Origin of the sequence: Micromonospora sp. NPDC049102, from assembly GCF_043197485.1 — a bacterium.
In the GTDB taxonomy this organism is placed as follows: Bacteria; Actinomycetota; Actinomycetes; order Mycobacteriales; family Micromonosporaceae; genus Micromonospora.
Genome location: NZ_JBICTE010000023.1, coordinates 33,310 through 52,851 on the forward strand (window position 1 = coordinate 33,310; position 19,542 = coordinate 52,851).

At 72.6% G+C, this 19,542-nt stretch carries 18 protein-coding genes, 1 tRNA gene and 1 pseudogene; 8 read left to right on the forward strand and 12 right to left on the reverse strand.

All coding sequences use genetic code 11. The annotated features are described in order from the left end of the window. Window positions 1–43 precede the first annotated feature (43 nt). From ACGFH9_RS21095 to ACGFH9_RS21115, 5 genes and pseudogenes are all read left to right on the forward strand, one after another. Window positions 44–751, forward strand: coding sequence for a 2OG-Fe dioxygenase family protein (locus ACGFH9_RS21095; RefSeq protein WP_393221821.1), 708 nt, complete (start codon window positions 44–46; stop codon window positions 749–751). A gap of 159 nt (window positions 752–910) precedes the next feature. Then, a complete protein-coding gene (gene dapF, locus ACGFH9_RS21100; protein WP_393221823.1) occupies window positions 911–1,810 on the forward strand; it encodes a diaminopimelate epimerase in 900 nt (299 codons plus the stop codon). Next, the gene (locus tag ACGFH9_RS21105) at window positions 1,807–3,888 is read left to right on the forward strand and encodes a molybdopterin-dependent oxidoreductase (protein WP_393221826.1); all 2,082 of its coding nucleotides are present in this window, start codon (window positions 1,807–1,809) and stop codon (window positions 3,886–3,888) included. Before dapF ends, ACGFH9_RS21105 begins: the two co-directional genes overlap by 4 nt. 21 nt (window positions 3,889–3,909) lie before the next feature. Next, window positions 3,910–4,930, forward strand: a pseudogene (locus ACGFH9_RS21110) (aldo/keto reductase family protein). Then, window positions 4,927–6,072 carry an aminotransferase class I/II-fold pyridoxal phosphate-dependent enzyme gene (locus ACGFH9_RS21115; RefSeq protein ID WP_393221829.1) on the forward strand — a complete coding sequence of 382 codons (1,146 nt, stop codon included), beginning with the start codon at window positions 4,927–4,929 and terminating at the stop codon, window positions 6,070–6,072. The pseudogene ACGFH9_RS21110 and the gene ACGFH9_RS21115 overlap by 4 nt, the downstream one beginning before the upstream one ends. A gap of 69 nt (window positions 6,073–6,141) precedes the next feature. On the opposite strand, the gene ACGFH9_RS21120 is transcribed toward ACGFH9_RS21115, so the two are convergent. The 8 genes from ACGFH9_RS21120 to ACGFH9_RS21155 form a co-directional block, all read right to left on the reverse strand. Then, entirely contained in the window at window positions 6,142–7,116 is a 975-nt protein-coding gene (locus tag ACGFH9_RS21120; RefSeq protein ID WP_393221832.1) for a DMT family transporter, read from the reverse strand. 177 nt (window positions 7,117–7,293) lie between these two features. Further along, window positions 7,294–8,154 carry a LysE family translocator gene (locus tag ACGFH9_RS21125; protein WP_393221835.1) on the reverse strand — a complete coding sequence of 287 codons (861 nt, stop codon included), beginning with the start codon at window positions 8,152–8,154 and terminating at the stop codon, window positions 7,294–7,296. A gap of 113 nt (window positions 8,155–8,267) precedes the next feature. Then, window positions 8,268–8,344: transfer RNA gene (locus ACGFH9_RS21130), tRNA-Ala, on the reverse strand. 370 nt (window positions 8,345–8,714) lie between these two features. Continuing rightward, entirely contained in the window at window positions 8,715–9,494 is a 780-nt protein-coding gene (locus ACGFH9_RS21135) for a hypothetical protein (protein WP_393221838.1), read from the reverse strand. A gap of 179 nt (window positions 9,495–9,673) precedes the next feature. After that, the gene (locus tag ACGFH9_RS21140; RefSeq protein WP_393221840.1) at window positions 9,674–10,324 is read right to left on the reverse strand and encodes a GNAT family N-acetyltransferase; all 651 of its coding nucleotides are present in this window, start codon (window positions 10,322–10,324) and stop codon (window positions 9,674–9,676) included. Window positions 10,325–10,394: 70 nt separating this feature from the next. After that, window positions 10,395–11,708, reverse strand: a complete 1,314-nt coding sequence (gene glp, locus ACGFH9_RS21145) for a gephyrin-like molybdotransferase Glp (protein ID WP_355244519.1) — start codon at window positions 11,706–11,708, stop codon at window positions 10,395–10,397. Next, window positions 11,705–12,667, reverse strand: coding sequence for a UTP--glucose-1-phosphate uridylyltransferase (locus ACGFH9_RS21150; RefSeq protein ID WP_355244516.1), 963 nt, complete (start codon window positions 12,665–12,667; stop codon window positions 11,705–11,707). The genes glp and ACGFH9_RS21150 overlap by 4 nt, the downstream gene beginning before the upstream one ends. Window positions 12,668–12,676: 9 nt before the next feature. Next, complete coding sequence (locus ACGFH9_RS21155; RefSeq protein ID WP_393221844.1) at window positions 12,677–15,013, reverse strand: diguanylate cyclase; 2,337 nt, start codon at window positions 15,011–15,013, stop codon at window positions 12,677–12,679. Between the two features lie 85 nt (window positions 15,014–15,098). On the opposite strand from ACGFH9_RS21155, the gene ACGFH9_RS21160 reads away from it, so the two are divergent. Next, window positions 15,099–15,776, forward strand: a complete 678-nt coding sequence (locus ACGFH9_RS21160; RefSeq protein ID WP_393221846.1) for a 5-formyltetrahydrofolate cyclo-ligase — start codon at window positions 15,099–15,101, stop codon at window positions 15,774–15,776. 218 nt (window positions 15,777–15,994) lie between these two features. Here the strand turns inward: ACGFH9_RS21160 and ACGFH9_RS21165 are convergent, their stop codons facing one another. Next, window positions 15,995–16,198: a hypothetical protein gene (locus ACGFH9_RS21165; protein ID WP_393222007.1), complete on the reverse strand. Its 204-nt coding sequence runs from the start codon at window positions 16,196–16,198 to the stop codon at window positions 15,995–15,997. 170 nt (window positions 16,199–16,368) lie between these two features. Further along, window positions 16,369–16,551, reverse strand: coding sequence for a hypothetical protein (locus ACGFH9_RS21170; RefSeq protein ID WP_393221849.1), 183 nt, complete (start codon window positions 16,549–16,551; stop codon window positions 16,369–16,371). A 107-nt stretch (window positions 16,552–16,658) separates the two neighbouring features. On the opposite strand from ACGFH9_RS21170, the gene ACGFH9_RS21175 reads away from it, so the two are divergent. Beyond that, window positions 16,659–16,985 carry a hypothetical protein gene (locus tag ACGFH9_RS21175; RefSeq protein WP_393221852.1) on the forward strand — a complete coding sequence of 109 codons (327 nt, stop codon included), beginning with the start codon at window positions 16,659–16,661 and terminating at the stop codon, window positions 16,983–16,985. A gap of 30 nt (window positions 16,986–17,015) precedes the next feature. On the opposite strand, the gene ACGFH9_RS21180 is transcribed toward ACGFH9_RS21175, so the two are convergent. Continuing rightward, entirely contained in the window at window positions 17,016–17,498 is a 483-nt protein-coding gene (locus tag ACGFH9_RS21180) for a DUF2231 domain-containing protein (RefSeq protein WP_393221994.1), read from the reverse strand. 189 nt (window positions 17,499–17,687) lie between these two features. Here ACGFH9_RS21180 and ACGFH9_RS21185 point away from each other — a divergent pair, with 189 nt between their 5' ends. Next, window positions 17,688–18,551, forward strand: coding sequence for an oxygenase MpaB family protein (locus ACGFH9_RS21185; protein WP_355619365.1), 864 nt, complete (start codon window positions 17,688–17,690; stop codon window positions 18,549–18,551). A gap of 58 nt (window positions 18,552–18,609) precedes the next feature. Here ACGFH9_RS21185 and ACGFH9_RS21190 read toward each other — a convergent pair whose 3' ends face one another. Next, window positions 18,610–19,542, reverse strand: a complete 933-nt coding sequence (locus ACGFH9_RS21190; protein WP_393221856.1) for a RecB family exonuclease — start codon at window positions 19,540–19,542, stop codon at window positions 18,610–18,612.

Genomic DNA, 19,542 nt, shown 5'->3' on the forward strand with positions numbered 1-19,542 from the left:
AGCACCTGCGGCGACACCCGTACCCGAAGCGAAAGGGAACGACATGCCAATCACCGACGAAGGGTTCAAGCTCGTCGAGCTTCCGCCGGTCACCGAGGAGGTCCTGGCCAGCTACGACCGCTGCCCGCCCGACCCGTACATGGGCAACCTGACCCGCTACAAGCGTTTCTCCCAGTACCGCGTGTCGCACAAGGGCGACGACGGGTGGCAGTTCGAGAAGCTGCCGCACCGCGCGTACACCGCGTTCAAGAAGTTCAACTCGATCGGCGGCGGGATGCGGCGGCCGTACGAGCCGCTGGAGGCGGACCTGATCCCGTGGGCCAGGTTCGGCATCGAGTCGATCCCGCTGGACCCCTCGGAGGACTGGCAGCTCAACGTGCACCAGAACCGCAGCCGGGCCACGCTGGAGAAGCCGGGTCAGCTCACCCCGGAGGGCATCCACCAGGACGGCCACGAGTACGTCATGATCGCCATCCTGCGCCGGCACAACGTCGTCGGCGGCGAGACGCGGCTGTGGCGGCCGGACGCCACCGAGCCGTTCTGGACCGGCACCCTCAATCCCGGCCAGGCCCTGCTGCTCGACGACCGGGCGATCCTGCACGACGTCACCGACATCGAGCCCGAGAACGGCCAGCCCGGCCTTCGGGACATCCTGATCGTCGCCTGCTCCCGTTGGCGGGAGAAGTGGTACGGCGAGGAGCACGACGCCGCCGTGCTGGCCGACGGCGAGCCGGTCGTCTCGGCGATGTGAGCGCGTCCGCCGGGTGAGGCCGTCCGCCGTGGTCCGGTCGCAACACCGGGCCACGGCGGCCCGCCGGGCGGGCGAATCACCCACGCGGCGGGCCCATCGGACGGACCCGCCAGCGGACAAGCGGACCACCGGCTCGCCGCCGGACAGACGGGAGCGAGGATGAGCGACTTCGTCAAGTACCACGCGCTCGGCAACGACTACCTGATCGTCGACCCCCGACGGCTGGACATCGCGCGGACCGGCGACACCGCCCGCCTGCTCTGCGACCGCCGGTACGGGGTCGGCGCCGACGGCCTGCTCATCGGCCCGGTCGGCGAGGTGGTCCCGGGCGAACCCGTCGACCTGCTGATCTTCAACGCGGACGGCAGCCCGTGCGGCCGCAGCGGCAACGGCATCCGGATCTTCGCCAGTCACCTGCTCGGCCGGGCACCACAACTCGGCCGCGGGCCGGCCGGCAACCAGGTCACCGTCCGCACCCGCGGCGGCACGTCCCGGGTGGAGATCCGCGATCCGGGTACCGGCACGGTCCGGATCGCCACCGACGCGCCGGCCTTCAGCGTGGCCGACCCGAGCGCGACGGACCCCGCCGCCCGGCTGCTCCGCCCGCTTGTCGTCGGTGACCGGACCCTGTCCGTGGTCGCCCTCGACGACGGCAACCCGCACCTGGTGGTGCCGCTGCCGGCGGTGGACCGGGCGGTCGCCGGGGCGCTCGGCGAGCCGATCGCCGGCCACCCGGAGTTTCCCGGCCGGACCAACGTGGAGTTCCTGCGGGTCCTGGACCGTTCCACAGTCGAGATCGAGGTCTGGGAGCGCGGAGCCGGTTACACCACCGCGTCGGGCAGCGGCGCCTGCGCCGCCGCCGGTGCCGCCCACGCGCTCGGCCTGGTCGACGACCAGGTTGTCGTACACATGCCCGGCGGCACGGTCGAGGTCGGCATCGACGCCGACGGCACGGTCACCCTCACCGGGCCGGTCCGCGAGGTGTTCGCCGGTGAGCTGAGTGGCGACCTGATCGCCCGGGTCACCGCCAAGGAACGGGAAACGGAGCGGATCGGATGACGCAAACGCGTGAGGTCGTCGGGGGATGCCCGCTGGACTGTCCGGACGGATGTAGCTGGAAGGTCACCGTGACCGACGGGAAGGCCGTGCGGCTGCGCGGCAACCCGGACCATCCGTACACGCGCGGCACGCTCTGCGTGAAAGTCAATCAGTACCTCGACCACGTCGCCTCCCCGGACCGGCTGCTGTACCCGATGCGCCGGACCGGCCCCAAGGGCTCCGGCCGGTTCACCCGGATCGGCTGGGACGAGGCGCTGACCGAGATCGCCGACCAGCTCAACCGGATCGTGCGGGAGAGCGGCGGCGAAGCCATCTGGCCTTACCAGGGCACCGGCAACCTGGGCTTCCTCCAGGGGTTGCAGGGCCGGTCCGGTGCCCGGCTGTGGCATGTGCTCGGCGCCTCCCGGCACGAGATGACCATCTGTTCGATCGCAGGGCTGCACGGCACCACGTACGCCACCGGCACCAGCCGGGGCATCGATCCGGAGTCGATGGCGCACGCCCGGCTGATCCTGCTCTGGGGTGCCAACACCCTCACCACCAGCCACCACCTGTGGCGCTTCGTCGACCAGGCCCGCCGCGCCGGCGCGCACGTGGTGGTCATCGACCCGGTACGGACCCGGACCGCGCGGCAGGCCGACGAGCACATCGCCCCGCTGCCCGGCACCGACGCGGCCCTCGCCCTGGGCCTGCTGCACGTGGTGCTCGCCGAGGGCGCCGAGGACCGCGACTACCTGGAGCGGTACACCCTCGGCTGGCCCGAGTTCCGGGATCGGATCCTGGAGTACCCGCCGGACCGGGTCGCCGCGATCACCGGCCTCACCGAGGAACAGATCGTCACCCTGGGCCGGCGGCTGGCGCACACCCGACCCACCGCGATCCGGGCCGGCATCGGGGTGCAGCGGCACGCCGGCGGCGGCGAGGTGCTGCGGATGCTGGCCTGCCTGGTCGGCGTCACCGGCGACTGGCAGTACCCGGGCGGCGGGCTGGCGTTCTCGACCGACGGCTACTTCGGCGGCGACCGGGACGCGCTGGCCCGCCCCGACCTGCTCACCCGGCCGGTCCGCGCCCTGTCCATGACCCGGCTCGCGGAAACCCTGCTCGACGTGGACGACCCGCCCGTGCGGGCGCTCGTCGTGTACGGCTCCAATCCGGTCGCCAGCGCACCCGACCAGAACCGGATCCGCCGGGCGCTGACCCGGCCGGACCTGTTCACGGTGGTCCTCGACCACTTCCCGACCGACACCGTCGACTACGCCGACATCGTGCTGCCGGCCACCATGCAGACCGAACACCTGGACGTGCTCGACGGGTACGGGCACATGTACATCACCTGGAACGAGCCGGCGGTACCGCCACCCGGGGAGTGCCTGTCCACCACCGAGACGTTCCGCCGGCTGGCCCGGCACCTCGGGCTGACCGAACCCAGCCTGTACGACTCCGATGAGGAGTTGGCCGGGCAACTGCTGGCCACCGACGATCCGTCACTGGCCGGGATCAGCATGGATCGGCTGCGCACCGAAGGCTGGGCCCGGCTGAACTACGAGCCGGCGTTCCTGCCCTTCGCGGACGGCTTTCCCACCCCGTCCGGCCGGCTGGAGTTCTACTCCGAGCGGGCCGCCGCGGACGGGCTCGACCCGCTGGTCGGGTACGTCCCACCGAAGGAGCCGAACGACCCGGACCTGTCCCGACGCTTCCCGCTGACCCTGATCGCGGGTGCCGGACACTTCTTCGTCAACACGGTCTTCGGCAACAAGCCGGAACTCGTCCGCCGGGCCGGCGGGCCCCGGATCGTCCTGCACCCGGACGACGCCGGGCCGCGCGGACTCGTCGACGGCGGCCAGGCGCGGATCTTCAACGACCGGGGCGCGTTCACCGCGACGGTGAGCGTGGACGCGGACCACGTCCGGCCCGGGGTGGTCGCGACGACAAAGGGCCACTGGCTCAAGCTCAGCGGCGGCGCCGGGGTGAACGCCACTGTGGACGAGCGGGACTCGGACATGGGCGGCGGCGCCGTCTTCCACGACAACCGGGTGCAGATCGAACCCGTCGTACCCGGGGACGTCGAACTATCGTGACCAGAGAGTAGGAGACCGTCCATGGAGTTCCGCCCACTCGGTCGCAGCGGCCTTCGGGTCAGCGAGATCGCGTACGGCAACTGGCTGACCCACGGCTCGCAGATCGACGTCGACACCGCGCGGGCCTGCGTGGCGGCGGCGCTCGGCGAGGGGATCACCACTTTCGACACGGCCGACGTGTACGCGGGTACCCGGGCCGAGGCGGTGCTCGGCGAGGCGCTGACCGGGGTACGCCGGGAGTCGCTGGTGCTGTGCACCAAGGTGTACTTCCCGACCGGCCCGGGCCCCAACGACCAGGGATTGTCCCGCAAGCACATCGTCGAGTCGCTGCACGCCTCGCTGCGTCGGCTACGCACCGACTACGTGGACGTCTACTACGCGCACCGGTTCGACCACGCCACCCCGCTCGTCGAGACGCTGCGCGCGTTCGACGACCTGGTCCGCCAGGGCAAGGTGCTCTACCTCGGGGTGTCCGAGTGGACCGCGGAGCAGATCGTCACCGCCCGGCGGCTGGCCGAGGACCTGGGCCTGACCGCGTTCGTCGCGAACCAACCGCAGTACAACATGCTGTGGCGGGTGATCGAGGGCGAGGTGGTACCGGCCTGCGAGAAGGCCGGCATGAGCCAGGTCGTCTTCTCACCGCTGGCCCAGGGCGTGCTCACCGGCAAGTACCGGTCCGACGGGCCGCCGCCGGAGGGCTCCCGCGCGTTGGACGTGAACGGCGCCGACTGGGTCGGCCCGTACCTGCGGCCGGAGGTGCTGGAGCGGGTGGGGGCGCTGCGTCCGCTGGCCGCCGAGGCCGGGCTGACCACGGCCCAGCTCGCGGTCGCGTGGACGTTGAACAATCCGAACGTGGCGGCGGCGGTGATCGGGGCGTCCCGGCCGGAGCAGATCCGGGAGAACGTCGCGGCGGTCGGGGTACGGCTCGACCCGTCGCTGCTCCGGCGGATCGACGAGACCCTCGGCGACGTGGTCGAGCGTGATCCCGGCAGGACGGAAAGCGCCGTCTGAGCGGCCGCCGAGGAGAATCGAGGCCACATGAGTTTCGAACCGTTCGCGCTTGTCGAGTGGCAGTCCCGGTACGAGCCCACGGTCGAGTACACACTGGCGGACAGCAGTTGCCAGCCGGTACGGCTGCGGGAGTTCGTGACCGGGGCGGACGCCGACCGGTTGCTCGACGGCCGCCAGCACTACCCGTCCGTGCGTGGTACCCCGGCGCTACGCGAGCTGATTGCCGACTGGCAGGGCTGCCGGCCGGAGGAGGTGCTGGTCACCGTCGGCGCGGCCGAGGCGAACACTCTGATCATGGACGCGCTGGTCGGGCCGGACGACCACGTGGTGCTGATGGAACCCGGGTACCGGCAGGTGTGGGGACTGGCCCGCAACACCGGCGCGAAGATCGACACCTTCGCGCTGGACGAGGAACGCGGGTGGCGAATCGACCTGGCCGCGCTGGAGAGCCTCGTCCGGCCGGACACCAGGGCGATCGTCGTCACCAACCCGAACAACCCCACCGGCTCGGTGCTGTCCGCGCCGGAACGGGCGGCCCTGGTCGCGGTCGCCGCGCGCAACGGCGCCTGGCTGGTCGTGGACGAGGTGCACCGGGGTACCGAACTCGACTTCGACACGGTCACCCCGACCCTGTGGGGCGGGTACGACCGGGTGATCTGTGTTGGCAGCCTGTCGAAGGCGTTCGCCCTGCCGGGGCTGCGGGTGGGCTGGATCGTCGCGCCGGCGGACTTCCTGACCCGGGTGTGGCGCCGACACGAGTACCTGACGGTCAGCACCGGGATGCTCGCCATGCAGGTCGCCGAGTTGGCCCTCGCCGCCCCGACCCGAACCCGGCTGCTGGATCGGAACCGGCGGCTGATGCGCGCCGGCCGGTCCCTGCTGGTCGACTGGGTAAAGACGCACCAGGAGCTGGTGTCGATCGTCCCACCGACCGCGACCGCACTCGGTTTCGTCCGGTACCGCGCGCCGGTGAACAGCCTGGCGCTGGCGACCGCGCTGCGGGTGCGGGGTCGGGTGCTGGTCGGGGCCGGCGCCCACTTCGGCTGGGAGGGGCACTTCCGGGTGATCCATTCGCTCGATCCGGGGTACGTCTCGGCGGCGCTGGACCGGGTGGCGACGGTGCTGGCCGAGGGCGTCGAGGGTGTGCTGCCGGAGGACGTGGGACCCGGTTGACGCCGGTCGGCACCGCGGACGCGGGGTCCGCCCGGTGGGATGTCCAGCCGGGCGGCCCCCGCGTCCGGCTCAGCCGGTCCGGGCCGGCGACGGCCGCCGGCCGCCGTCGGTCGCGTTCGCCGGCCGCGCCCCGTTGGCCCGTCGCTCGCCGAGCGTCAGCGCGACCACGGCGCCGAGCAGCACTACCGAGCCGACGGTGGCGGCCACGGTGAGCCGTTCGTCGAACCAGAGCACGGCGATCACGGCGGCGGTGACCGGCTCGATCAACGCGATCACCGACGCCGTCGTCGCCCGGACCGTGGCCAGCCCGGCGAAGAACAGGCTGTACGCGAGCGCTGTCGGCGCGAATCCCAGGTAGAAGACCAGACCCAGCGTCTGACCGACGTCCCCCGAGGTGGGCAGCAGCCCTTCGAGCAGGGCCAGCGGGAGCAGGAACACCATTCCGACGGTGAACCCGCCCAGTGCCATGACCTGCGGGCTGCCGCCGCTGTCCCGGCCCAACTTGCGGTTGAGCAGTGTGACCCCGGCGTACCCGGTGGCGGACAGCAGCGCGCAGGCGAGCCCCAGCGCCGGTGCCGAGGCGGTGCTGGCGCTCCCGCCGCCGACCAGCAGAAGCAGCCCGACCAGGGCCATCGCCACGGTGGCGGCCCCAGCCCGGCCGAGCCGTTCACCCATCAGGAGGTGGGATCCGATGGCGATCAGGACCGGTCCGGATCCGAGGGTCACCACCGTCGCGACGGCCAGCCCGGCGTAGTCGACGGCGGCGAAGTAGGCGGTCTGGTAGACCGCCAACCCCACCCCTGTCGTCACCACCTGCTGCCAGCGCGGCCGGGCGGGGGTGCCGGTACGGCGGCGGAGCAGCAGGTGAGCGGCGGCGAGGAGCAGGACTCCACTGGCGAACCGCCAGAAGGACACCGCCACGGGTCCCATGCCGCTGTTGTCGTAGAGGACGGCCGCCACGGCGCCGCCGGTCCCCCAGGCGACAGCCGCGACACAGATGTAGAAGATTCCACGCCCGACGGACGGGCGCATATCAGTATTCACACAATTCTCCGAAGTCATCGCCACCCGGGCACCACAAACGCACCCGGGCTCAGGAAAGAGGGAGCCGGGTTGGAAAGGTGTCGTTACCGGTTCGCGGGTGGTGGCGAGACAACGAAGAATGTCACCACGACACCATACCGGCGTTCCGGTGACCAGGCCGTCACACCGTGCCGTAGGTCAGTCCCGGACCAGCATCAGCCGCAGGGCCAGGCCGACGAACACCGCCGAGGTGACCACGTTGAGCGCCTTGATGATCCGCCGGCTGCGGCGCAGCAACTGACCCGCGTGCCCGGCGGCGAGGCCGATCACGCCGTCGATCAGGAGGTCGATGACCACCAGGGTCAGGCCGAGGATGAGGAACTGGCCGGCGACGTTGCCGAGTTCCGGGTTGACGAACTGGGGCAGGAACGCGGCGTTGAACAGGATCACCTTCGGGTTGAGCAGGTTGACCACTGCCGCTTTGCGGAACGCCACCCAGCGGTTCACGCCGCCCGCCTCGCCGGCCGGCGCGGCCAGGGTCGTCTCGTTGCGTTCGAGGTACGTCTTGACGGCCAGGTAGACCAGATAGGCCGCGCCGGCCCAGCGGATCACGTCGTAGAGGAACGGTGCCACGGCGAAGATCGCGGCGAAGCCGAGGATGGCCGCCACCGCGTGCACGGCGAGGCCGGCCGCCACGCCCAGCGCGGCGGCGAATCCGGCCAGCGGGCCGCCGCTCACGCCCATGGTGATGATGAATGCCATGTCGGGTCCCGGCACGATCACCAGAATCACGGCAGCCAACACGAATGCCTGGTAAAGCGACAGATCGATCACCGACATAGTATTCCATACCGGTGTGGACCGGTAGACGTCGGCAATCCGTCCGCCGTTCCCAGGATTTGGGCGGCCGGCTCCACAAGGAAGCAAATGTTGAATTGTTGTCAGGCTATCGCAGGTCGGCCGGATCGGTTCACGCTGAAGTTGACAGGTGGTGCTCGTGACGGCGCGATCCGACGACCGCGTCTCCTCCGACACAGCGCGCACCAGCGCCTGACGCACCCCCCAGCAGGACGGACCGGGTCGCGTCGGCGCCGCCCTGCGGACAAGCAGCGGACAAATGATCAAGGGCGGGTCTCCGTCTTCCGGAGACCCGCCCTTGACCTGCTGTTTCGTGGTGGAGCTGAGGGGATTTGAACCCCTGACCCCCTCGATGCGAACGAGGTGCGCTACCAGTCTGCGCCACAGCCCCCCACCGGTTAACCGGCTTCGGTCCCACCCGGCTTGCACCGGGCGGGCCGGCAGCAAGGCTAACAGGTCGTTCGCCTCCACCGCGAATCCACCCCCGGTGCGCCGCCCGGCCAGCTCTGAGATCCACTCGACATCCGGGAAGTCGGGCCATCCCGGACGCCCGGACACCCCGCCTTCCGGGAAGCCGAGTCGATCAAGCGCGGCCGGCCTTCGCTCGGCCTTGATCGACTCGACATCGCCGACGTGGGGGCATCATCGTGCGGTGACACCCCCATATCGGTGATCTGGGTTCGATCAAGCGCCCCCGACGGGGGTCGATCAAGCGCCCCGACGGGGGCCGACGCAAGCCCGGCCAGGCCCGGCAAGCGCGGTCAGGCGCCGCGGCCGGCCTCGTAGGGGCGACCGCGCAGTCCGCCCGAGCGGCGGTACGAGACCGAGCCGCCGTTGACCGCCGCCGGCAGGTCGGAGGGCCGGTCGAGACCCATGGCGGCTCGGCGTACCCCCTCGCGTTGGGCCGCCAGACGACGCTGCGCCTCCCGGCGGGCCGCCGCGCGGCGGGCCTGTTCGCGGCGGACCTCGGCCTGCCGGGCGGCCAGCCACGCCGCCTCCCGGGCCCGGGCGCGACGCCGGCGACGGGCGGCGAGGGCCCGCCGACGCAGGTGTACGACGTACACGGCCAGCAGCATGAACGTGACCGAGAAGCCGATCCAGAAGCCGGGGCTGACGAACAGCACGCCGATCAACTCGACGACGTTGAGCAGCAGCAGCGCGGCGAGCACGCGGCGTCGCCGGTACACGGCGGGGGTGTGCTGCCGGCGCGGTGGACGGCGGCGGGGACGCTTCGGCGCCGGCGGCACGGCGCGCAGCCGTCCGGATCGGCGGGCGGCCGGGGGCGCGGAGACCGGCACGGCCAGCTTCCCCGTAGTCGCATCCTCACTCAGGGTGACGACAAGCGAGCGTGGAGGGTGCACGGGCTGCCGTCCCGGCACAGTGCGACGCCGCCGACGGCGCTGGAGCACCCGCGCCGTCGACTGCGCCCGCTCCGCCACCAGCCGCTCTGTGGCGTCGTACCGACGAACCAGCGCCGGAGCCAGGGCGAGCAGGCCGGCGGCGGCGAGGACGGCGAGGAGCACCGAGGTCGGCACCCTCACCCCTCCCGTCACCGAATTCGGAGCAACCGCTCCCCGACCGCAGGATCTTTGACCAATCACGCCTGTGTGCGTGGATCGTCCGGGCGGTGAGCGCTTGCCGCAGCTTGCAGTTACTTGAGGTTACGGTGCACCGACCGGGTTGCCGCCACGCCGCGCCGATCCCGTCCGTGGGACAGCCTCTAGCGCGCGGTGGCGCGGATCCGGTGCCAACGGGCCAGCAGACCGCCCTCGGCGGCGACTTCCTCGCTCGTCATCGCGTATCCGATGTGGTCACGCCACGCACCGTCGATGTGCATGTAGCGCACGTGGTACGACTCCTCGCGGAAGCCCAGCTTCTCCACCACCCGCCGCGACGGACGGTTCTCCGGCCGGATGTTGACCTCGACGCGGTGCAGCCCACCCGGGCCGAAAGCGTGGTCGACCGCGAGCGCGAGCGCGGTCGGGATGACACCCTGGCCGGCGACCCGGGCGTCGACCCAGTAGCCGACGTAACCGGAGCAGTAGGCGCGGCGCACGATGCTGCCGATGTTGAGGTGCCCGACCAGACGGTCCCGGTCGGCCTCTCGCAGGCAGACAGCGAACGGCATCCCCTCACCCTCGCGTGCCGAGCGCCGCTGGTCACGGTGCACCCAGCGGAACATGGCAGGCGAGTTCAGCTCGTCCCAGCCGCCCGGCAGCGACGACTCCCAGGGGGCCAGCCAGGCCTGGTTGGCCCGACGCACCTCCGACCACGCCGCCGCGTCGGAGCGCCGGTAGGGGCGCAACAACACCGGGCCGTCGACGAGCACCGCCGGCCATCCGGGCGCCCGGACTGGTCCGAAGAGACTCACCCGCACAGTCTCCCGCTCGGGACCGGTGCGCGCGCAAGTGGACCCACGAGATCCCGCCGACGAGCTGAGCTCACCGACGGCGGTCCAACAGCAGGACGTCCACGGTGGACCCGGCGGCCGCGGTGGTGACCCGCTCGCCGAGCACCAGGAGCCCGTTCGCCTCGGCGAGGCCGGAGAGGGTGAAGGGCCCCCCGCGCAGCGGCTGCACGGTGTAACCGCCGCCGCGTCGTTCGGCGACGTGCGCGGGCCGGAACTCGCGCAGCCCACCCGGGGACGACACGGTCTCCAGCAGATGCGCCCGGACGCTGGGACGGAACACCGGCTCGGCGCCGGCGAGCAGTTGGATGGCGGGGCGGGCCAGCACCTCGAAGCCGATAAGCGCGGCGCCCGGGTCGCCGGGCAGGCAGACCACCGGCACCTCCTCGGCGCCGACGGTGCCGAACCCGAGGGCGGTGCCGGGATAGAGCGCCACGTCGGTGAAGGTCACCGGTCCGGCCCGGCCACCTTCACGGCGGGACAGGATCCGCCGGACCATGTCGCCGGGGCCGGTGCCGGTGCCACCGGTGGTGATGATCAGATCGGCCCGCAGGGTCTGGTCCTCCAGCAGGCCGCGCAGCCCCTCCGGGTCGTCGTCGCAGATGCCGACCCGGTACGCGAGCGCGCCCACCTCGGCCGCGGCGGCGGTCAGCGCGTGCGAGTTGGCGTCCACCACCTGACCGGGCTGGCTGCCGCGGCCCACGTCGACCAACTCGTCGCCGGTGGCCACGATGACCACCCGTGGACTGGGCCGCACCACGACGTGGCCGATGCCGGTGGCGGCGAACACCGCGACGAGGGCCGGGGAGACGTAGGTGCCGGCACGGGCGAGCAGGGTGCCGGCGGGCAGTTCCTCACCGGCGCGGCGGACCCCGTACCCTCGCTTGGGGCTGCGGAAGATCTCCACGGCGGCCATGCCCTGGTCCGTCCATTCCACCGGCACCACGACGTCCGCGGCGACCGGCAGCGGCGCCCCGGCGGCCACCGAGAAGCACGAGCCCGGAGTGAGCCGCACCGGCCGCCAGCTCGCCGCGCCGAGGTCGCCGACGACGTTGAGCCGGATGCTCCGCCCGCCGGGCGTGCCGGAGGGGGCCGGGACGTAGCTCGGGCCCCGGCCCCCTCCGGAAATGTCCTCCCAGCGGGCCGCGTACCCGTCCACGGCCGCCTGGTCGAAGGCCGGGAAGGCGTGCGGCGCGACGACATCCTCGGCGAGGACGTTGCCGTGCGCCTGGGTGAGGTCGAGGTCGAGTGGCGGCAGCGCTCGCAACCTGCGCAGCACGCTGCCCAGGTAGTCGGCGAGCGGCGTCAACTCGTTCGCGGCCGCCTCGGCGTCGGCCGTCGCTGTCATGTACCAGATCCGCCTGCCGCGTCGGCCTTGACGAACTCGGCCAGCCAGGAGCGGAACTCGCTGCCGAGGTCCTCGCGCTCGGCGGCGATCTGCACGACCGTCTGGAGGTAACCCAGCGGCATACCGGTGTCGTAGCGGGTGCCCCGGTAGACGATCGCGTGCACCGGGGTGCCCTCGGTGCGGAGCAACTCCATGGCGTCGGTCAACTGGATCTCGCCACCACTGCCCGGCTTGGTCCGCCGGATCGCGTCGAAGATGGTGCCCGGCAGCACGTACCGACCCAGCACGGCGAGGTTGCTCGGCGCGTCCTCCGGCTGTGGCTTCTCCACCATGCCGGTCACCTTGACGACCTCGCCGATGTCGGTCAGGTCGGCCTCGGCGGGCTCGACCGAGGCGATGCCGTACCGCTTGGTGTCGGCCGGGTCGACCTCGAAGAACGCGAGCACGACGCCACCGGTGCGGGCCTGCAACTCCAGCATGGCCGGCAGCAGCGGCTCGGACGGCTTCACGAACTCGTCGCCGAGCAGCACCGCGAAGCTCTGGTCGCCGACGTGGGACTCGGCGTACCCGATCGCGTGCCCGAGCCCGAGCTGCTCCGGCTGCCGGACGGTGTAGATCTCCGCCAGCTCACTGGGCCGGCGCACGGCCGCCAGCCGCTCGGCGTCGCCCTTCTCCTCCAGCCTGGTCTCCAGGTCGGGGCGTCGATCGAAGTGGTCCACCATCGATGTCTTACCCCGACCGGTGATCAGCAACACGTCGCCGATGCCGGCCTGGGTGGCCTCCTCGACGATGTACTGCAACACCGGCCGGTCGACGACCGGCAGCAGCTCCTTGGGAACCGCCTTGGTGGCCGGCAGGAAGCGGGTGGCCAGTCCGGCGGCCGGGATGACGGCCTTGACCGCCAGGGGACGGCCGGTTGCGGCGACCGTCGCTGAGGGGTTCGCTGAGTGCTCCGACATGCCGCGAGACTATCGGCCACGGCTCTGCCGCGGCGGGTGTGGCCCAGAAGACGCGCCGCCACCCGGCCCCGGTCGGGCCGCGTCGGGGCCGGCCCGCGCCGCGTCCGCCGGGCCGTCGTCGGGATCCGGCCGGGCGTGCGCGGGCCCCGAACGGTTCGTCTCCGGTACGCCCACAGCCGACTCCGACCGGGCGTGGCCGCCCGGCTCCCGCGGGACCTGCACCTGTCGACCCGCCCTCGGCAGTCCGTCGGGTGGGCTGACCGCGCCGGCCGGCACCGGTATCTCCCGCGTCGGCACGTCGGGGCGGGCCTCGGCGACCTGGTAGGTGTCCCGCCCGGCGGCCTTGGCCACGTAGAGGGCGTCGTCGGCGGCCTCCAGCACCTCCCGCCCTGTGCTGCCGTGGTCGGGATAGACGGCGATGCCCACCGACACGGTGACCACGATCGGCCCCGCGTACGCCTCGACGGCGATCGGTGTCTCGCGTACCGCCGCTCCCAGCCGCTCCGCGACGATCGCCGCACCCCGGGCGTCGGTCTCCGGCAGGAGCAGCACGAACTCCTCACCGCCCTGCCGGAACGCCAGGTCCACCTCCCGGATCTCTCCGCGTACCCGCCGGGCGAACTCCGCCAGCACGGTGTCCCCCGCCGCGTGCCCGTACGTGTCGTTGACGTCCTTGAAGCGGTCCAGGTCGAGGGCGAGGACGCTGAGCATCCGGCCGAACCGGCTGGCCCGCTCGACCTCCCGCCGGATCGACTCGCGCAGGTAGCGGTAGTTCCACAGCCCGGTGAGCGGGTCGGTCAGGGAGAGCCGCTGGGCCTCCTCGTGCACCCGCACGTTCTCCACCGCGACGGCCGCGTGCCCGGCGAAGGTCCGCAGAGTGACCAGGTCGTCGTCGTCGAACTCGTCCGCGCCCACCCGGTCGTAGAGCGCCAGTACCCCGAGCGCCACCGCCGGGGCACCGGCCTCGTCCACGGTCCTCTCATCGTCCGAGGTGGTGTGCCCGCCGCCCGGCATGGTCGTCGTGCCACCCGGTGCGGCGAAAGGGACCGCCACGTAGGTGCGGCAGCTCGGCTCACCGGTCGGGGCGTCGGTCTGTTCCACCCGCCCCCGCTGCGGCTCGCCGGTCGCTGCCACCGCGCCGACCACGCCGACGCCCACCGGCACCCGCAGGGTCGGTGGGCCGTCCGGGTCCGGTGTGGGCCAGCGCCCGTCCAGGCCCTCGCTGCACTGTGCGACGAGCACCCCGCCGGTCTCCACCAGCAGCACCGCGCCGGCCCGCGCGCCGGTGGCCGCGATGGCGCTGTGCAGGATCACCCGCAGGATGCGTTGCAGGTCGTGGGTGCTGGCCAGGGTGTCACCGAGCACCGCGAGGTGCCCGCGTAGCTGGTCACGGCTGCTGGTCAACGCCGCGACGTACGACCCGGTCTCGCGGGTCATCCGGTTGAACGCCGCCGCCAGCCGGCCCAGCTCGTCGCGGCTGCGCACCGGCACCCGGGCGGTCAGGTCGCCGTGCGCCACCCGGTCGACCGCACCGGCCAGCTCCACCAGGGGTCGGGTGGTCACCCGGGCGAGACGCCACGCGGTCAACACGGCGAGCAGCCCGGCGAGCACGACGACGCCGGCCAGCGTCACATGCAGCCCCGGCGGCCTGGTGCTCGGCACCGACAGCACCAGCGGCAGCGGCTGACCCGCGGACGGCCCGATCCGCCGCACGTACCGGCCCTTGGTGGTCTCGGTGACCCGCTCCCCGGTGGTGTGGCCGGCGGCGGACAGCACCGCGTCGCGTACCTCGCGGGACTCGGTGGTGTGGGTGAACCGGGCGGCGCTCGCGCCGCCGTCGAGCAGCGTGACCGCGACTCCGCTCACCGCCGCCAGCCGGGCCACGAAGGCCGGGTCGACAAGTTGCGCGGCGGCCACGCTACCCAGCAGGGTGCCGGCCGGGTCCCGGCGGTCCACCCGGGCCGACAGCGCGCGGACCGGGCCGGACGACGCGGCGGCCGACTCCGAGCAGTCCCGCCAGGGTGTCGTCGGCGCGCCGGGCGACGCGTACGTGACCCGCCCGCTGACGTCGCTTATCAGCACGGCCGCGGCCAACCCTCGGCCGACGAGCTGGCCGGCGACGACGGCCGGATCACCGGTGAGGGCGACCGCGTCGGCGGCGGCGCGCAACTGCTGGCAGAGCGCGTCGACCGAGGTCCGCACCGTGGACGCGGCAACGGCGAGCCGTTCGGTGGACCGGGTGCGGTCGACGGCCGTGACGGTGGAGGCGACGAAGAACGCGCCGAGCAGGACCGGGCCGAGCACCACCACGAGGAAGGCTGCCGTCAACCGCCCGCGTAGCGTCACTCGGTCCCCCCGGAAGTTCCGCCTCCGTTGCTTGCGATGCTGACACAGAGCAACCGTGGGAGTGGCGTTGCGTCAGGAGTGTTGCGTGCCAGATTTTTCTGATGAAGCGGAAGTGACCCGAGTGACCAAGCGGGACGCCCGCGTGCGGCTGCTCGCCGGTCGTCGGGCCCTGGACGGCGCGACGCGGGCCGAATCGGCCGTACGCGTCCAGGCGGAGCTGGTCACCCTGGTCCGCCGGCTGCGCCCGCGCCGGATGACGGCGTACGTGCCGGTCGGCACCGAGCCGGGCGGCGCCGACCTCGCCGAGGCGTTACGGAGGGCGTTACCGGCCGACGCCGAGTTGCTCCTTCCGGTACTTCGCGCCGATCTGGATCTGGACTGGGCGGCGTACACCGGTCCGGACGCACTGGCCGCGGCCGGCCGGGGCATCCGGGAGCCGATCGGCCCGCGCCTCGGTGTGCACGCGGTCTCCGGCGCCGAGGTGGTGGTCGTGCCGGCACTAGCCGTCGATCACCGCGGCCGGCGGCTGGGCCGCGGCGGCGGCTCGTACGACCGGGCGCTGGCACGGGTACCGGCGGCGAGCCTGACGGTGGTGCCCCTGCACGACGGCGAGCTGGTCGAGGCGCTGCCGGCAGAGCCGCACGATCGTCCGGTCCGCGCGGTCGTCACCCCCTCCGACGGGATGCGTACGCTTGACGCCGGCCTGGGTACGGCGCAGAGTGTCGCGCCCCACACGTCCGCTGGACGAACCTGGTCCGAATGACGCACCATTGGCACTCGAATACGTCGAGTGCCAACTGGCCGAGCCCAGACACCGGAGGAGAACGTGCCTACGTACCAGTACGCCTGCACCGCGTGCGGTCACCAGCTCGAGGCGGTGCAGTCCTTCTCTGACGAGCCGCTGACCGAGTGCCCGGCGTGTCAGGGGCGGCTGCGCAAGGTCTTCAACTCCGTCGGCATCGTCTTCAAGGGCTCGGGCTTCTACCGCACCGACTCCCGCGCGTCCGGCTCGGAGACGTCGGCCGGCGGCACCGCGAGCAAGCCGGCGAAGTCCGACTCGACCTCGACCTCGACCTCGTCCTCGGGCGGGGATTCCGGGTCGTCGTCCTCCGGGTCGTCCTCGTCGTCCGGCTCCTCGTCGTCGGGTTCGTCCTCGTCGTCGTCCGGCGGATCGAGCGGCGGCAAGGCGCAGGCGGCCAGCTCGACCTCCTGACCCTCCCGCGCACGTCTCCGGAGCTCCGGAGGCGTGCCGCATGATCGACACCGGGTCGGGCGACATGACGGTGTCCGTTCGGACGGATGCCGTCCTGTCGGCGACCCGCCGTCGGTCGCCGGGCGCGGTCCCCCGCCCGAGCTCAGTCCCAGTGCGGAGGGCGTTGGGCGAGGAGCCAGTCGTCGTCGCCGTCGCTGCGCTCGCCCCAGCCGTGGTCCGTGTCGTCCGAGGTCTGCTCGGGCAGCACCACGAAGTCGTCGCTCAGGTCGACGGTGCGGTCGTCGTTGCCGCGTACGCTCGCCACGCCGGGGTCCTCGATGCTCACGAGCGGCAAGACTAGCGCAGGCCACACCCGCCGGGCCGCTCGCCGACGGATGGGCACACCGGTCAGAAACGACCCGACCGCCGGCTCCGTTGGTAGCGTCGGACGGCGTGACGACCCCCAGCGCCGGCAGCAGCCCGGACGACCACTGGCGCCGACCCGAGAGCGGCGACGGCCCGGCGGCGGACCAACCCCCACCCGCCACAGCACCCACCAGCGGGTACACCGGACCACCACCGAGCGTGCCGCCCCCGGCCGGGTGGCGTCCCCCCGTCCACCTGGAGCCGGCGCCGGCGCGACGGTTGCCGCCGCAGGACACGGCCGCCCTGGACGCGGCCGAACAGCGCTCGCAGCGGGTCACCTACGGCTTCGGGGCCGCCGCCGGCGTGGTGCTGGTGGCGCTCGTCTGCCTGCTGTGCTCGCGGCTCATCTTCTGACCCCGATCCGCGTTGTCGATCCCGCACCGCTCAGAGGGTGGTGCCCCAGACCGCCTCGGCACCCGAGTGCCCGGTCAGAACGACGTAGACCAGGGCGGCGACGGACAGCACGACGAGCGCCACCGCGAGGATCGGCGTCACCAGTGCCGGCAGCCGTGGCACCCGCCGGTGTCCGCTGGTCACCACGAGAAGCGCGATGGCCACGATCCCCAGGGGCACCACGATCCGGAACAGGATGTCGCCGTAACGCGAGTGCTCGAAGATCTGGTCGAGGATCTGCCCCTGGTAGCCGCGGGCGACCAGGGCATCGGTGAACGCCTCGCCGGACTCGACGGCCACGAAGGCGGTCACCGGCGTCACCACGGCGAGGATCCCCAGCGCCCAGTCCAGTCGGTGCCGCCAGCGCGGCAGCCCCACGTACGCGATGGCCAGCCCCGCCAGCAGTGGGACGAAGACGACCATCGCGTGCACGACGAAGACGTGTACCGGTAGACCCAGGATCTCCTCGAACATCGGCACCTCCAGGCGGATCACGGTCACGGGATCGACAGCGTACGTACGGCCACCGGTCGTCCCGGGCTCTCGCCCTAGAGACACGCGGACGACGGTGCTCAGGTTCAGCGCCGCTGCGACGAGATCGACCGGGCGGTCGTCCGTCCGCGCTGGCGGGCACCAACGCGGTGGCCGTGGCACGCTTGGTCGGTGGACTCCGATGACCTAGGCCTCTTCGGTCCAGGTTCGGTCACGTGGAAGGTGCACGAGGAGCCGATCCTGATCGTCGCCGGCCTGCGCTCGCTCTATCTCCAGGCGTTGCACCCCCGCGCCATGGCCGGCGTCGCGCAGAACAGCAACTACCGCACCGACGCGTGGGGACGACTGGTCCGCACCGCCACCTACGTGGCGACCACCGTCTACGGCACCACCCTCGACGCGGAGCAGGCCGGAGCGCGGCTGCGTCGGCTGCACGCCCGGCTGCGGGCCGTCGACCAGGCCACCGGCGAGGAATTCCGGATCGACGACCCCGCACTGCTGCGCTGGGTGCACGTCACCGAGGTCGAATCGTTCCTCAGCACCGCCCGTCGGGCGGGTCTGCCGCTCACCGATGACGAGGTCGACGGCTACTACACCGAGCAGCGTCGGTCGGCCGCCCTCGTCGGGCTGGATCCGGCCACGGTGCCGGGCACCGCCGCCGAGGTGCGGGAGTACTACCGTGTCGTCCGGCCCGAGCTGCGGATGACCCGCGAAGCCGCCGAGACGGCGATCTTCCTCACCGCTCCGCCGCTGCCGTGGAAGCTCGGCCTGCCGGCCCGGCTGGGCCTCAACCTGGGCCCGCCGCGCTGGGCGTACCTCGGGATCGCCGGCACCGCGTTCGCGCTGCTGCCCCCGTGGGCACGGCGGATGTACGGCGGGTTGGGGCTGCCCACCACCGAGTTGTCGGCCGACCTCACCGTACGCGCGCTGCGCCTGGCACTCGGCGCGGTGCCACGCCGCTACCTGGAGGGGCCGCTCGTGCAGGCTGCCAAGGAGCGGGCCGCGCGCCGCGCCGCAACCGCGCTGGCCGGCTGACCAACCGGCGGCGTTCCGGCACCGGCGTTCCCGCTTCGGACACCGGCGGCGGCACGGGTCAGCCCTCGGCGGACCTCTCCACGGCCGCCCACGGCTCCTTGCCCGGCGTCTGCGCCCCGGTGGGGCAGTGCCGGCGATAGTCGCACCAGCCGCAGCGCGGCCCGGGCGCCACGGGGAACGCCTCGTCGGGATCACCGCCGTCGGCGACGGCCCGCTCGGCGGCCATGATGTCGCGAGCCGTGTCCTCGGCGCGGGCCAACTGGCGGGCCAGCGACTCGGCGGTGTGGTCGTGCCCGGCGACCGTGCCGGTCGGCAGGTGGTGCAACTCGACCCGACGACACGGCCGGCGGAACACCCTCTCGGCCGCGTACGCGTAGAGGGCCAGGGCCTGCGAGCCGCGGGCGTCGTCGGCGTCCAGCCCGGTGCGGCCCGTCTTGTAGTCGACGATGACCACCTCCGGACCCTCCGGCCCGGGGCGGGAGTCGATGCGGTCGGCGCGACCGTTGAAGGCCAGCACGGCGGTCTTGACCGCCACCACCCGCTCGACGCCGAGCGGGTCGGCCTCCGGTTCCAACGTCTCGACGTACGCCTCGAGCCAGCTCAGCGCCCGCCGGTAGGCGGCACGCTCCTGCTCGTCGTCGCGGTAGCCCTCCCGGACCCAGGTGCCCTTGAGCAGGGTGGCCAGCGCCTCGGGGCGGCGTCGGTCGACGGGCAACGCGTACCAGTTCTTCAGGGCGGTGTGCACGCTCGCGCCGAGCGAGTTGTGCGCCCAGGGCGGCCCCTTCGGCGGCGCGGGCCGGTCGACGTAGGAGTAGCGGTAGCGGCGGGGGCAGTCCGCGTACGCGCCGAGCTTGCTCGGGGCGCAGACGAACAGTCGTTCCGGCATCCCCTCGAAGCCGAGTTGCTCGGCGCCACCGGGACGCTGCTGAGGGGTCCGACCGCCCGCGGCGGGTCGTCCGGCTGAAGAGGCTCGTCGCACGCCTGCGATCAT